The sequence below is a fragment of the Rhizobium sp. SVR5-2C genome (assembly GCF_056755115.1).
This window is the reverse complement of sequence record NZ_JBNDHT010000003.1, coordinates 102,251-116,587: the sequence shown is the minus strand read 5'-3', so window position 1 is coordinate 116,587 and position 14,337 is coordinate 102,251. Positions and strand designations below refer to the sequence as shown.

15 protein-coding genes are annotated in these 14,337 nt (G+C 60.8%); 7 read left to right on the top strand and 8 right to left on the bottom strand.

Features of this window, described 5'->3' with window-relative positions:
• From ACPYOI_RS01880 to ACPYOI_RS01855, 6 genes are all read right to left on the bottom strand, one after another.
• Nucleotides 1-1,137 (bottom strand): molybdopterin-binding protein (locus tag ACPYOI_RS01880; protein WP_481422497.1); only part of this gene is annotated, 1,137 nt, incomplete at its 3' end.
• Nucleotides 1,138-1,139: 2 nt separating this feature from the next.
• The gene (locus ACPYOI_RS01875; protein ID WP_481414985.1) at nucleotides 1,140-1,841 is read right to left on the bottom strand and encodes an XdhC family protein; all 702 of its coding nucleotides are present in this window, start codon (nucleotides 1,839-1,841) and stop codon (nucleotides 1,140-1,142) included.
• The gene (locus ACPYOI_RS01870) at nucleotides 1,841-2,170 is read right to left on the bottom strand and encodes an XdhC family protein (RefSeq protein ID WP_481414984.1); all 330 of its coding nucleotides are present in this window, start codon (nucleotides 2,168-2,170) and stop codon (nucleotides 1,841-1,843) included. Before ACPYOI_RS01870 ends, ACPYOI_RS01875 begins: the two co-directional genes overlap by 1 nt.
• A complete protein-coding gene (locus tag ACPYOI_RS01865; RefSeq protein WP_481414983.1) occupies nucleotides 2,167-3,429 on the bottom strand; it encodes a vWA domain-containing protein in 1,263 nt (420 codons plus the stop codon). The genes ACPYOI_RS01870 and ACPYOI_RS01865 overlap by 4 nt, the downstream gene beginning before the upstream one ends.
• Nucleotides 3,430-3,431: 2 nt before the next feature.
• Nucleotides 3,432-4,355, bottom strand: coding sequence for an AAA family ATPase (locus tag ACPYOI_RS01860; protein ID WP_481414982.1), 924 nt, complete (start codon nucleotides 4,353-4,355; stop codon nucleotides 3,432-3,434).
• Between the two features lie 21 nt (nucleotides 4,356-4,376).
• Nucleotides 4,377-4,871 carry a flavin reductase gene (locus ACPYOI_RS01855; RefSeq protein WP_481414981.1) on the bottom strand — a complete coding sequence of 165 codons (495 nt, stop codon included), beginning with the start codon at nucleotides 4,869-4,871 and terminating at the stop codon, nucleotides 4,377-4,379.
• A gap of 173 nt (nucleotides 4,872-5,044) precedes the next feature.
• On the opposite strand from ACPYOI_RS01855, the gene ACPYOI_RS01850 reads away from it, so the two are divergent.
• The 4 genes from ACPYOI_RS01850 to purB all read left to right on the top strand — a co-directional run bounded on the left by ACPYOI_RS01850 (nucleotide 5,045) and on the right by purB (nucleotide 8,841).
• The gene (locus tag ACPYOI_RS01850) at nucleotides 5,045-6,124 is read left to right on the top strand and encodes an ABC transporter substrate-binding protein (RefSeq protein WP_481414980.1); all 1,080 of its coding nucleotides are present in this window, start codon (nucleotides 5,045-5,047) and stop codon (nucleotides 6,122-6,124) included.
• Between the two features lie 103 nt (nucleotides 6,125-6,227).
• A complete protein-coding gene (gene rpe, locus ACPYOI_RS01845; RefSeq protein WP_168831155.1) occupies nucleotides 6,228-6,905 on the top strand; it encodes a ribulose-phosphate 3-epimerase in 678 nt (225 codons plus the stop codon).
• Nucleotides 6,906-6,990: 85 nt separating this feature from the next.
• Nucleotides 6,991-7,476 (top strand): hypothetical protein, encoded by a 486-nt coding sequence (locus ACPYOI_RS01840; protein WP_168831302.1) that lies wholly within the window; start codon nucleotides 6,991-6,993, stop codon nucleotides 7,474-7,476.
• Nucleotides 7,477-7,539: 63 nt separating this feature from the next.
• A complete protein-coding gene (gene purB, locus ACPYOI_RS01835; protein WP_481414979.1) occupies nucleotides 7,540-8,841 on the top strand; it encodes an adenylosuccinate lyase in 1,302 nt (433 codons plus the stop codon).
• Nucleotides 8,842-8,881: 40 nt separating this feature from the next.
• Here purB and ACPYOI_RS01830 read toward each other — a convergent pair whose 3' ends face one another.
• Complete coding sequence (locus tag ACPYOI_RS01830) at nucleotides 8,882-9,346, bottom strand: low affinity iron permease family protein (RefSeq protein ID WP_481414978.1); 465 nt, start codon at nucleotides 9,344-9,346, stop codon at nucleotides 8,882-8,884.
• Nucleotides 9,347-9,431: 85 nt separating this feature from the next.
• The gene (locus ACPYOI_RS01825) at nucleotides 9,432-10,229 is read right to left on the bottom strand and encodes a DUF2189 domain-containing protein (protein ID WP_481414977.1); all 798 of its coding nucleotides are present in this window, start codon (nucleotides 10,227-10,229) and stop codon (nucleotides 9,432-9,434) included.
• Nucleotides 10,230-10,394: 165 nt separating this feature from the next.
• On the opposite strand from ACPYOI_RS01825, the gene ACPYOI_RS01820 reads away from it, so the two are divergent.
• From ACPYOI_RS01820 to purC, 3 genes are all read left to right on the top strand, one after another.
• Entirely contained in the window at nucleotides 10,395-10,949 is a 555-nt protein-coding gene (locus tag ACPYOI_RS01820) for an RBBP9/YdeN family alpha/beta hydrolase (protein ID WP_481414976.1), read from the top strand.
• 169 nt (nucleotides 10,950-11,118) lie between these two features.
• Nucleotides 11,119-13,350 carry a putative bifunctional diguanylate cyclase/phosphodiesterase gene (locus ACPYOI_RS01815; protein ID WP_481415003.1) on the top strand — a complete coding sequence of 744 codons (2,232 nt, stop codon included), beginning with the start codon at nucleotides 11,119-11,121 and terminating at the stop codon, nucleotides 13,348-13,350.
• Nucleotides 13,351-13,564: 214 nt separating this feature from the next.
• A complete protein-coding gene (purC, locus tag ACPYOI_RS01810; RefSeq protein WP_168831150.1) occupies nucleotides 13,565-14,329 on the top strand; it encodes a phosphoribosylaminoimidazolesuccinocarboxamide synthase in 765 nt (254 codons plus the stop codon).
• Nucleotides 14,330-14,337: the final 8 nt, after the last annotated feature.

Genomic DNA, 14,337 nt, shown 5'->3' with positions numbered 1-14,337 from the left:
CCCCCCCCCCCCCCCCCCCCCCCCCCCCCCCCCCCCCCCCCCCCCCTCTCCAAAAAAAAAACCCCCCCCCCAGATTACTACGCGTCTCGTGGGCTCGGAGATGTGTATAAGAGACAGCGCTCCGGCATGCACGTCGCGCGGCTGCGGCCGTGATTGTATCTCCATCAGCAGGCCTCCAACGCCCATGCCGGTCACTTCGCGCGCACCCGGCCGCTCGCCCGCCAGAATGCGATCAAGCACCCAGTCGAAACCGTTTTCCTTCGGACTGCGGGCACAGCCCGGAGCGCCGACCACATACGTTGCCCCGATGCGGCCGAGAACCATCAGGTTCCCCGGATCGACCGGCATGCCGACGCTGAGAATATTGCCGCCCGCCTCGCGTATCGCCTGTGGAATGACATCCGCCTCGTCGATGACAGCAGACGCTCCGAAGACGATCACCAGCTTCGGCGCCTGCTCGGAAATCGCCATAACGTCCTTGATCGATGCGGCGAGCGCCTTCGTCTCGTGCGGCACCCGTCGTTCCCGCAGGAGCCGGTTGCCGGACCCCTCCAGGCGCCGCTCCAATATCCGCGCCGTCTTGTCCATCACGGAGACCTTCAGCGAGGACAATTCGGTCGCGATGAGGGAAACCGCGTATTCGGCAAACGGCTTGACCTCGAAGGGCGAACTCGCGTGAAGTTCCGCACAGGCGGCATCGACCTTGGCGCCCGGGACCGCCAGTGGGATGATCTTGAAGGTCGCCACCATATCGCCTGCGCTGATGCGCGTATGGTCGGCTAGACAGGCGAGCGTGATCGCCGGATCGATGCGGTTCAGCCGATCGACAGCCTCACGGTTCGCCACGAACAGGCCGTCAACGGCCGCATGGATGTTGACGCGGCCGGTCGCCGCCTCCGAAAAGCGGAGGTGATCGGGTGCAATTGCCTGCCCGAGACGGGTCGCGGCTTCGTCCTCGTCGAGATCGCCATCCTCCAGGTGGGCGGCAACAATCTTTTCGATGCCAGAACTCTTCAGCTGCTCGATGTCCGCAGCTTCAACCACATGGCCTTTCCGCAAGGCGCCGCCGGCCACCTTGATGGAATGGGCGAGGACAAGCCCCTCGGCACTTTCGATACTGAACTCACCAAAGATCATGCCTAGTCACCTTTCGGCGACGTTACGTCGCGAGAGCGCAACGCCTGAATGATCTGCCCCAGAATCGCGACGGCTATTTCTGCCGGACTGGATGCGCCGATATTAAGCCCGATCGGGCCGTTGATCCTCGCCAGCTCGCCGTCGGAAAAACCTTCCATCCGGAGTCGCTCGATACGCGAGCCGTGGGTTTTGCGGCTGCCGAGCGCGCCGACATAAAAGCAGCCGGTTCTGAGCGCCTCGGCAATCGGAAAGTCGTCGATCTTCGGGTCGTGCGTAACCGCGACGACGGCAGTGTAGGCGTCGAGCGGACGATCCTTCAAGACATCGACCGGCCAGTCGGCCACCAAGTCTATGCTGGCGAAACGCTCCGGGGTGGCGAAGGCCGTCCGCGGATCGATGATGCGGACATCGAAACCTGCAAGAGCCGCCATCTGCGCGAGAATCTGGCTGATATGCACCGCGCCTATGATGACGATATGCGGCGGCGGCAGATGCACGTTCAGAAAGTATCTCGCCCCATCGATCTCGTAGGTCCCCGATTTGCCGGAGCGGAACGTCGCCGCGACCGCGTCGCTCAGCGCAGAATCGACCGGCCCGCCTTCGACGATCACGCGATCCGTTCCACGCTCCATGTCCGTCACCAGCATGACGGCCTTGCGCGCCCGTCGGGCGGCATTCAACCGTTCCAGATTGGCAGCGTCCATCAGCCGAGCCTTTCGACAAAGACGCGGATGCGGCCGCCGCAGGATAGCCCGACGCGCCAGGCGGTCTCGTCGGCGACGCCGAACTCCAGCATCTTAGCCTTGCCGTCGCCGATCACATCCATCGCCTCGGCAATGACCGCGCCTTCGACGCAGCCGCCGGAAACCGAACCCTCGAAATTGCCCTCGCCATCGATCACCAGATGGCTTCCGACCGGACGCGGCGCCGAGCCCCAGGTTTCGATCACAGTCGCGACAGCCACATCGCGGCCGCTCTTTTTCCACTCCTCCGCCTTCATCAGCGGATCGAGACCGTAAGACGTCTCGCTCATGCCAAGCCTCTCATTCTGTCGAGATAGCGCCGTGGATCATACGTTGACGAATTGCCCGTACCAAGCGCCGCAGCAAGATCGCTCAAAGATGATAGATTGTGAACCGGGCGGAATTCGTCAACATGCGGCAGCATCGCGCGCACGCCGCGCGCCCGAGGTTCGAACCCCTCGAAACGCAAAAGCGGATTAAGCCAGATTAGCCGCCGGCAGGATCGGTGCAGCCGGTCGATCTCCGCCGAGAGCAGTTCAATGCCTTCACGCTCCAGCCCGTCGGTGATCAACAGCACGAGTGCACCCTGCCCGAGCACCCGTCGCCCCCACAGCCGGTTGAAATCCTTCAACGTTTCGCCGATGCGCGTGCCGCCTGACCAGTCCTTCACGGCGGCAGCGCATTCGTCCAACGCTTCGTCCGGATCCTTATGACGCATCTGCCGGGTAACATTGGTGAGCCGCGTTCCGAAGAGGAACGTGTGGACGCGGCGGCGACGCTCGGTCAGCGCGTGGAGAAAATGCAGAAAGATGCGGGTGTACTGGCTCATCGAGCCGGAAATATCCGCAAGAACCACCAATGGCGGCCGGATTTCCTTCTGTTCGCGATAGCGCGGCAGGATCAGCGAGCCGCCCGTGCGCAGCGCCGAGCGCATCGTGGCGCGAGGATCGACCAACCGGTGAACGTGCGATGGCCTGAACCGCCGTGTCCGGACGGCGTCGAGCGGCAATTGCAGCCGGCTCAGCTCTTTCTTCGCCAGCGCAATTTCCGACGCCGACATCTGCGCGAAGTCCATTCGGCGAAACACCTCGTTGCCGGAAGTCGTGAAACGCGCATCGATTTCGATGTCCGGTTCCTCACGCGGAGGCTTGTTGCAGCGCTGATCGCCCAGAAGCGCATCGCTGACGCGCGTTTCGCCCGCTTTCGCCTTTTCCTTTTCGCGGTTGTCCGGCGCGCGCGGCGACATCATCGCGATCATCTTCTCCACCAGATCGCGGGAACGCCAGAAAAGCCGGAAAGCTTCGTCGAAAACGGGCTTGTCCTCATGCCGTTTGACGAAAACGGAAAAGAGTGCCGCATGGAATTCCTCGCGCGATCCCATGCCGATCGCCTCGACGGCCTCGATTGCATCGGCAATGGAAGCCGGACCGATCTTGAGGCCGGCCTTACGGAGCGTTCGCGCAAAGAAGACGATATTATCGGCAAACCGCCCCTCGCCCGGCGGCACCGGCGGAACCACGATACCATCATGCGCTGGCTGCGTTTCCATCTCTAACCCGTCGCCCTGAGCTCGTCCTTGACGTCGTTAAGGACGCGAGCCCCTTCGCTGCCTTGGATACGAGCAATGTCGTCCTGGTATTTGAGCAGCGTACCGATCGTATCGGAGATCGTATCCGGATCGAGCGCCAGACGGTCGAGCTCGGTCAGCGCGGTCGCCCAGTCGATCGTCTCGGCGACGCCGGGATTCTTGAAAAGGTCGAGCGTGCGTAGTTTCTGCACGTAGGCCACGATCTGCTGCGAGAGAGCCTCATTGCAGCCAGGGACCTTCCGGCGGATGATTTCCAGTTCCTGCGCGGCTTGCGGATAATCGACCCAATGGTAGAGGCAGCGGCGCTTGAGCGCGTCGTGCACTTCGCGTGTCCGGTTCGTCGTGATGATGACGATCGGCGGCTCGGCCGCCTTGACTGTGCCGAGTTCGGGTATCGTCACCTGGAAATCCGAAAGCACCTCCAGCAGAAAGGCCTCGAACGCCTCGTCGGTGCGATCGAGCTCGTCGATCAGGAAGACAGGAGCACGGCCGTCGGCCGAGGAAAGCGCCTGCAACACGGGGCGGCGGATGAGATAGCGCTCGGAAAAGATATCGGACTCGATACGGCCGCGGTCGGTCAGGCCCGAGGCTTCGGCAAGCCTGATCTCCAGCATCTGGGCCGGATAGTTCCACTCGTAGACGGCGGATGCGATATCAAGGCCTTCGTAGCACTGCAGCCGGATGAGCGGACGATCGAGCGCCTTCGACAGGACCTTTGCGATCTCGGTCTTGCCGACGCCAGCCTCTCCTTCGAGAAACAGCGGCCGCTTCATCTTCAAGGCAAGAAAAAGAACCGTCGCGAGCGACCTGCCTGCCAGATAGTCCTGCGTAGCCAGCATGGCAATCGTCTCGTCGATGGACGCAGGCGGCAGCGAATGATCAGGCATTTCTCCTCCGATTCAGGGGAGTTATAGCGTGTGATAGTCCCGGTTCATATAGAGCAGCGCCGGTTTTGTTTCGTTGAAATGCACGCCCACGACCTCACCGAAAATGATGTGGTGGGTCGACATCTCCTTGATCTCCATGACCCTGCAATCGAACGAGGCAAGCGCATCCCAGAGCACGGGGGCGCCGGTGACGAGCTTGCCGAATTTGCCGGTCGCAAACCGCTCCTCGTCGTCCATCGGCGTGCGTCCTGAGAACGCGTCCGCGAGCGCCTGATGATGCGCGCCAAGCGTGTTCAGCGCGAAAATGCCGCTCCGGAAAAAGATCTCGTTCTTCGGGTTGCTGTTGTTGAGGCAGGCAAGCACGCAGGCCGGGCTATCGGAGACCGAGCAGGCCGCGGTGATCGTAACCCCACGCCGCGCCTCGCCGAGCGCCGTCGTCGCAAGTTGCACATGACCACCAAAGCGACTCATGGCATCGCGATAAAGCTGCGGATCGATCGGCTGCCTGCTTAGCAAATATGGTCTCCTGCGGCCCCCGCCGCTCGTTCTTGTGCCGCTAATATGGAGGTCATCCGTTATCTTTTCTACAACGAAGCCGACGAAATACGGCGTATTCGCCTGTTTTTCTTTGACGATTACCTCCGGGCAGATAAAAGAACATGAAGCACGAAAGGGAGCCGTCGATTTTCATGAACATTCTGCGTGGCATAGCTGCTTTTTCGATGCTGTTTCTTGCAGCGGCGGAAAGCCATGCCGCAGGTGTCACGATCGGCGTCGTCGCTCCCCAGAGCGGGAGCCTTCAACAGCTCGGTGCGCAGGTCTTTGCCGGGGCAAACTATCAGATCACCAAGGACGGCAATACAGTTATCACAATCAACGAACCTTGCGAGGAAAACAGCGGCGGCGCGATTGCCGATGCGCTGGTGAATGCCAAGGTGCAGGTCGCGATCGGCTTTCTCTGTAGCGAGACGCTCGAAGGGGCGCTGCCGAAACTGAAGGAAGCCAATATCCCAGCAATCACCGTCTCGGTGCGCGCCCGCATCCTGATGGAGGATGCATTGAAGAACGGCTGGCCGCTGTTTCGCCTGGCACCGCCCGATGGCGCCGAGGCTGCACGCATTATCGAAGTGATCCTCCGCGACTGGGCGGCGGACCCGATCGCACTCATCGAGGACGGCACCATCCATGGCCGCGAGTTGACCGAGGCCGTCAGAAATGCGCTCGAGGAAAAGGGGCTGAAGCCGGTCTTCACCGACACCTACCGTCCGGGTCAGGAGCAGCAGATCGCCCTCGTCCGCCGCCTGAAGAGAGCCGGAGCGACCAAGGTTTTCATCGGCGGCGATCGCGCCGACGTCGCAGTAATCGCCCGCGATGCCACAGCGGAAAAAATTCCGCTCGACATTCTGAGCGGGGATGCGATGCGCGCCGCAAACCAGCCCATAGCCATGAGGGATGGAGTGCGGGCCGTTACAATACCGGAATATGCCGACGCTCCGGCGGCAGAAACCGCGGTAAGGGCATTGCGGGCGCAGGGCATCGAGCCTGAAGGCTACGTCCTTCCCGCGGCTGCCGCCGCAGCGATCGCGCAGCAGGCGGCAACAGCGGCCGTGGCTGAAGGAAAGCCAATCGCCGAGAAGCTTATCGGCACGACCTTCCAGACGCCGCTCGGCGATCTGTCGTTCACCGCCGGCCACGAGCTTTCCGACAACCCTTACAGGCTGCTGGAGTGGCGTGATGGTGCATTTCGCGTTCCAGCCCTTCAAGACTAGAATAAGCCGCTTACGCGGAGTTTACTGAACACTGCCATGCTGTTGCCCGATTGGCCGCGCCCTGCTAAATGGCCGCGAGTTGCCTGACGAGAAAGAGAGTTTCATGACCCTGCCGATCCGGATCGCCCCCTCCATTCTTGCCGCGGACTTTGCAAAGCTCGGCCAGGAAGTGCGCGACGTCGTCGCGGCGGGCGCGGACTGGGTCCACCTCGATGTCATGGATGGCCATTTCGTCCCGAACATTTCCTTCGGCGCTGACGTCATCAAGTCGCTGCGCTCCTACACGGAGGCGACCTTCGACTGCCATCTGATGATTTCTCCGGCCGACCCTTATCTGGAAGCCTTTGCCAAGGCGGGCTGCGACCGCATCACCGTTCATGCCGAAGCAGGTCCGCATCTGCATCGCTCGCTGCAGACGATCCGCAACCTGGGCAAGCTGGCCGGCGTGACGATCAATCCGGCAACGCCGCTTTCGGCAATCGAGAACGTCCTCGACGATGTCGACCTCGTCCTCATCATGTCTGTGAATCCCGGCTTCGGCGGCCAGAAGTTCATTCCGGCAATGACCCAGAAGATTGCCGCCGCCAAGTCCCTGATCGGTGACAGGCCGATCGAACTCGAAGTGGATGGCGGCGTTGCGGTCGAAACCGCGCCGATGATCGCCAAGGCGGGCGCCAACGTGCTCGTCGCCGGCTCGGCGATCTTCAAAGGCGGCTCCATCGAAGCTTACCGGTCCACCATCAGCGAGCTGCGCAGCGCTGCGGAGGCCGGCCGTTCATGACACTACGCCGATCGGTCGCCCGTCCGGCAGGTCTGTGTGGCATGCGATCGAGAGCTGCGGCCAAAAGTCGGGTTCATTGCTGACGATGGGCCGGATACGCGCTGCCATACCGCCTTATCCCGATCTGCTCGGCGGCGCAGCACTCTGGGGCCTCATGATGATGGCGTCGGCGGTGACGGCCCTTTTTCTGCGCAACCGCCTGGAGACGCACCACGCGATCGAATTGGCGGTTCTTTATTTTGCCGGGGGACTTTTATCCTGGCCGTTCATGCTGCCGCTCGCCCGCTTCTTTGCCCATCGGCGCCGCATCGAAACGCGGTTTGCCGCCTTCTTCGTCTGCCTGACGGCGGGCACGATGCTGATGACGGCATTTCTCTTTTCCATGGACTACCGCTACTTCTACTCACGCTGGCACGCGCCCTTTGGTAGCCTCACATGGATGTTCCAGTTCATGGTCACGGGCGCGAGCTCGGTCTATCAGTTCCTGGTGCTTGGCATGCGGCTCTTCCTGCCCCTCGGCCTCGTCTGCCTGCTTGCGACCAGCTATGCGCTGGCACGACGCATGCGTTGAGATTGCCGCCCGTCTTTGGTACAGGGGCGCCAGAAAATTTTCTCTCAACGAAAGCAGTGAGCCATGATCCCGCGTTACTCCCGCCCAGAGATGGTCGCCATCTGGTCGCCCGAAACCAAGTTCCGCATCTGGTTCGAAATCGAAGCGCATGCCTGCGACGCTCTTGCCGAACTCGGCGTCATTCCGAAGTCGGCGGCAAAGACCATCTGGGAAAAAGGCAATGCCGCAAACTTCGACGTGGCCCGCATCGACGAGATCGAAGCCGTCACGAAGCATGACGTCATCGCGTTTCTGACCCATCTCGCCGAATTCGTTGGGCCGGACAGCCGCTTCGTGCATCAGGGCATGACATCGTCCGACGTGCTCGACACGACGCTCAACATCCAGCTAGTGCGCGCCGCCGACATCCTGCTCGCCGACATGGACCGCGTGCTCGCCGCCCTCAAGGCGCGCGCCTTCGAGCACAAGGACACCATTCGTATTGGCCGCAGCCATGGCATCCACGCCGAGCCGACCACCATGGGGCTCACCCTCGCCCGCTTCTACGCCGAGATGGACCGCAACCGCGCTCGCCTCGTCGCCGCGCGCGCCGAAATCGCCACCGGTGCGATCTCCGGTGCTGTCGGTACCTTCGCCAACATCGACCCGCGCGTCGAGGAGCATGTCTGCGCAAAGCTCGGCCTGACGCCGGAGCCGGTTTCAACCCAGGTCATTCCGCGCGACCGCCATGCGATGTTCTTCGCCACGCTCGGCGTCATCGCCTCCTCGATCGAAAACGTGGCGATCGAAATCCGTCACATGCAGCGCACAGAGGTTCTGGAGGCCGAGGAATTCTTCTCGCCCGGCCAGAAGGGCTCGTCGGCCATGCCGCACAAGCGCAATCCTGTGCTTACCGAAAACCTGACCGGCCTTGCCCGTCTGGTGCGCATGTCGGTCGTTCCGGCGCTGGAAAACGTGCCACTGTGGCATGAGCGGGACATCAGCCATTCGAGCGTCGAACGCGCCATCGGACCGGATACGACGGTTACGCTGGATTTTGCCTTGAACCGCCTCGCCGGAGTGATCGAAAAGCTCGTCATCTATCCCGAGAACATGGAGAAGAACCTCAACAAGTTTCGCGGTCTCGTGCATTCCCAGCGCGTGCTGCTGGCGCTGACGCAGGCCGGGGTTTCCCGCGAAGATGCCTACCGCCTCGTGCAGCGGAATGCCATGAAGGTCTGGGAACAGGGCAGGGACTTTCTTGAAGAGCTGCTCGCTGACCAGGAAGTCCGCGCGGCACTATCCGAAGAGGATATCCGCGAGAAGTTCGACCTCGGCTACCACACCAAGCACGTCGACACGATCTTCAAACGCGTTTTCGGTTAATCCTGACGCCATGCATAAAACGGCGCCGATGGCGCCGTTTTCACTTCTGCTTTCGCGATCTCGATAAGCCAGGACGCTTGCCGTTCTGCGATCTCTTGCCGTTTCCTTCGTCTTGTTGCCGCACGCGGCTCACCGCCGCCTGAGCCTGTCCCTTCGCAGCTTTCGCGACGAGTCGATCCAGATGCTCCAGGTCCTCTTCATCGAGATGCTCGATACCGATGAAGCGGTTCTCGGCCTGGCTTGTCAGGATGATCTCGTTGAGCTTCGCCTGGATCGCCCGCGTGTCGCGCGTCTGCGCGTTCTGCAGCACGAATACCATCAGGAAGGTGACGATCGTGGTGCCGGTATTGATGACCAGCTGCCATGTTTCCGAATAGTCGAAGACCGGGCCGAGGACAGCCCAAATAACAACTGCCACGAGCGCCAGGACAAAGATCACCGGCTTGCCCGCCCATTCCGATACCTTGGTGGCGAAGCGCGCAAAGACGTGCTGCGGCGTTCCCATGAAAAACCTCCCTCAAAGCACTGTTAAGTAACTTGGAAGGAGGTTTTCAGGTTCCATCAGGCTAACGTGCAGACTGCATTTCCTGTCAGGCCGGCGCGACCAGCTTTCTGTAGAGATGCCATGTCGCGTGCCCGAGGATAGGCATCACCAGCGCCAGGCCCACAAACAACGGGATCGTGCCGATGACGAGCGCCGCCGCGACAATCAGGCCCCATAGGAAAACCGGCACCGGATTGCGGACCGTCGCACGGATGGAAGCCGCCATCGCAGCGACCAATCCTACGTCGCGATCAAGCAGTAGGGGGAACGTGACGACTGTGGTCGCCAGAACGACAATGGCGAAGACCAAGCCCAGAAGATTGCCCCAGACAATCAGCTGCATTCCCTGAGGCGTGCTGAAAATCTGCGAGAGGAACACGCCGATCGATCGCGGGAAGACATCTCCGAACAAGCTCGTGTAAAGTGTCTGCGCTGCCACCAGCCAGACGATGAAAAAGCCGAACAACAGCAACCCGCCGACGATGATGGACGGCAAGGCCGGCGAGTGCCTGACTTCGAGCGCATGTTTCCATGAAGTATCGAGCCCAGCCTCGCGGCGGCGGCTGATTTCGTAGAGCCCGATTGCGGCAATCGGGCCGACCAGTGCGAAACCGGACATCAACGGGAAGATTATCGGCAGGAGGTTGGCGTCCGATGTCGCCAGCGCAAGGAAAATGCCGGCGATCGGGTACATGAGGCACAGGAACACGTAATGGGAAGGCTTCTCGCGAAAATCATCGATGCCGCGCCGCAGCGCGTCGAACACGTCCGAGATACTGATTTTGTTGATGGCAAGGCGTGCGTAGCGCTCGCCGGCTCCTGTCATTACATGAAATGCCGTCATGGCTTTCTCCTCCGTGAGCCGATCAACCGGCGGCGGAAAAGTATCGGCCATAACTCAGCCGACACGAGAAACCGCAACCGGCAATGGCGCGATGATAACTAATTTAGTGGCTGTTGTCGCCTTTCCCTTGACAGAAGGGCCAAGCTTTCTCACATCGGCGGCATCATGAAAGCGTCTGACGTAGATATTCTCATCATCCCGGGCTATACGAATTCCGGTCCGGAACACTGGCAAAGCCGCTGGCAAGCGAAGCTCAGCACGGCGCGGCGCGTCGAGCAGGCGGAATGGTCGAAGCCGGTACGCGACGATTGGGTGGCGCGCATCGCCGAGGAGGTGAATGCCTCCACGCGCCCCGTGGTTCTTGTCGCTCATTCACTCGGCATCCCCTCGGCGATCCATGCAATTCCGCAGTTCAGGAACAAGGTGGCAGGCGCCTTCCTCGTGGCGCCGCCCGAGGTCACCAACCCGAATATCCGCCCGAAGCATTTGATGACGTTCGGCCCCTACCCGCGCGATCCGCTGCCATTCCCTGCGATCATGGTGGCGAGCCGCAACGATCCCTTCGGCAGCTACGAACACGCGGACGACATTGCCGCAAGCTGGGGCTCGTTTTTGATTGATGCCGGCGAGTCCGGCCATATCAACGCCGAGTCCGGCCATGGCCCATGGCCGGAGGGGACGATGGTCTTCGCGCAATTTTTGAGCCGGCTGAAACCGTAACCTGTGGACATCCCAAGATTGAACAGCATTTCGGGATCCGCTTAAGAATTATTTTATTGAATGACTTCAGACTACCAGAACGCGAAATTCAGCGAGACGCCGTTTGAAGCAGCAAGAAAAGAAAAGCGCGAGCAAGATTGACGGCAAGCCCAAGGCTTCGGCAAAGCGGATGCAGGCGCGGGATCCATCCGATCTGGCCGATAGGGAGAGCCGCTGGAATTACGCCCTCGTCGGCTCCGGGCTTGGCGTCTGGGATCACAACGATCGCGCCGGAACCAAATACTATTCCGACACCTGGAAAGAAATCCGCGGCATGCCCGTGGACGAAGATTACCAGGGGAAATACGAGGAATGGCTGACGCTTCTTCATCCCGATGACCGCGATTACGTCATTGAGGCCATCCCGAAGCAGATCGCCGGCGACCCGGACTATCACGTCTTCGAATACCGCGAACGCCACAGGCAGGGCCACTGGGTTTGGATCGAATGCCGCGGCGCCTGCGTGGAATGGGACGAAAGCGGCGCCCCTGCCCGCATCGTCGGCACGGACACGGACATCACTGCCCGCAAGCGATCGGAGGAAATGCTCGAACAGCTTTCGCGCAGGCTCGATCTTGCACTCGAAATCACGCGGATCGGCGTATTCGAAGCCGATCTCGAGGCCGGAATGGTGGAATGGGATGATCGCCTCCTGACGATGTACGGGGTCGAAGGGACGCCACGCATAAAGCGCGCCGAAGAATGGGAGCAGGCGCTGCATCCCGACGATCGAGAGTGCACGCTGAACAGCCTCAGCGAAAGCCTGGAAAAGGATCGCGGTCTGCTGCAGGAGTTTCGCATCATCCGAGGCGACGGCGCCGAACGGGTCATTCGCTCCCGATCGGCCTTCTTCCTTGATGCGGAAGGCAAGCGAAAGTTGGTCGGCGCCAGCTGGGATGTCACTGAAGAAGTCAATCTTCGCAACGATCTGCAGAAGGCCAAGGAGCTGGCGGAAGCCCGCAATCAGGAGCTCGAAGCCGCCAGGGCAAGCATCGAACACCTGGCCCTTCATGATTATCTCACCGGTCTGCCAAACCGGCGTTATCTCGACCGCATGCTCGATGAACGCGCCGCCACGTGCCGCGAGAACGGCCTGACGCTCGCGGTCCTGCATATCGATCTCGATCGCTTCAAGCAGATCAACGACACGCTCGGTCATCGTGCAGGCGATGCGATGTTGAAACACGCAGCCAAGTTGCTGAAGGGGTGCGTACGCTCCACCGATTTCGTTGCCCGCATTGGCGGGGACGAGTTCGTCGTGCTCTGTACGATCGACAGTGCGTCCAAGAAGCTTTCCAACATCGCTGTCCGCATCATTCGCGAGCTCAACAAGCCGGTTCGCTACGAGGGGCACGACTGCCGTTTCGGCGCCAGCATCGGTATTGCCGCCGACGGCGGCCCGGAGCTCGACCCAAGGCAACTGCTGCTCAATGCTGACATTGCGCTTTACCGGGCCAAAGCCTCGGGCCGCAATCGGCATGAGTTCTTTTCAAAGGACGCCCGCCGCAACATCATCGCCGTCAAACGGCTATCGGATGAGATACTGCTGGGACTCGAGCGCGACGAATTCATTCCCTACTATCAATTGCAGTTCGATGCCCGCACCCTGGACGTCGCCGGAGTCGAGACGCTCGCCAGGTGGCGGCATCCGGAGCACGGACTGCTCGCACCGGACCACTTCTTGACGATAGCCGAAGATCTCGATGCGGTTTCGACGATCGATGCGCTTATCCTTGAAAAGGCGCTCGCCGATCGGGCCGGCTGGGCCGAGGAGGGTTTCGTCACGCCGAAAATCTCGGTCAACGTCTCCTCACGGCGGCTGGCCGATCCGGGCCTTGCCAAGAAGCTGCGGGCTCAGAAAATCGAACCGGGCGTCGTCTCCTTTGAGCTGCTGGAATCCATATCGCTCGACGACTGCGATGACGCGGTCCTCGCCAATCTGCGGCAATTCCGCAAGCTTGGTATAGATATCGAGATCGATGACTTTGGGACAGGTCGCGCCTCGATCGTCAGCCTGCTCAAGCTCAGCCCGCGCAGACTTAAGATCGATCGGGAACTGATCCGCATGCTGCCGCAATCGGCCGAGCAGAGAAAACTTGTCCGCTCGATCATCGACATCGGCCGTTCGCTGAACATCGGTGTTACTGCCGAGGGCGTCGAAACGACGGATCATGTCCGCATCCTTCGCGATCTCGGCTGCGACACGCTGCAGGGCTATGCATTGGCCCGGCCGATGCCGGCCTCGCAGGTTCCGGCTTTTGTACGCGACGAACACTGGCGGCAGGGCGAAACCGCCTCTCGCCGCCCCAAAGGCGCCGCCCGCCAGCCGCTCAATGGCAGCCGCGCAAATAAATCCGCATAAGCGGAGAGAACGGCTTTGATTCCACAGGTTCACGAAAAACTGTAAACTTGTCTTAGAAAATCTTCGATTCTCTTGAGCGGCGTTCCTAAATATCAGGAATCCGGGGAAGGAATGACAGGCACATTGTGAAACTCTCCCTTTTCCTTTATGGGGACGCCACGAGATCGATCCACTTGCGCCATCCCAAGAGCGCCAACGATAGAGAACAATTAAAATGAACCGTCGCCGCCGTATCTACGAGGGCAAGGCCAAGATTTTATATGAGGGACCGGAACCCGGCACGTTGATCCAGTTCTTCAAGGACGACGCCACGGCCTTCAACAAGAAGAAGCACGAAGTCATCGATGGCAAGGGCGTTCTGAACAACCGGATTTCGGAGTACATCTTCAGCCATCTGAACAAGATTGGCATTCCGACCCACTTCATCCGGCGGCTCAACATGCGCGAGCAGTTGATCCGCGAAGTGGAAATGATCCCGCTCGAGATCGTCGTGCGCAATGTCGCCGCCGGTTCGCTTGCCAAGCGGCTCGGCATCGAAGAAGGCGTCGTGCTGCCGCGCTCGATCATCGAATTCTACTACAAGTCGGATGCGCTGGACGATCCGATGGTTTCCGAAGAGCACATCACGGCCTTCGGCTGGGCGAACCCGGCCGAGCTCGACGACATCATGGCGCTTGCGATCCGCGTCAACGACTTCATGACCGGCCTCTTCCTCGGCGTCGGTATCCAGCTTGTCGATTTCAAGATCGAATGCGGCCGCCTCTTTGAAGGCGACATGATGCGCATCATCCTCGCCGACGAGATTTCGCCCGACTCCTGCCGCCTCTGGGATATCGAAACCCGTGAGAAAATGGACAAGGACCGTTTCCGCCGCGATATGGGCGGGCTTCTCGAAGCCTATTCCGAAGTCGCGCGCCGCCTCGGCATCATCAACGAAAACGAGCCTGTGCGCGGCACTGGCCCCGTTTTGGTCAAGTAAGACGTTCT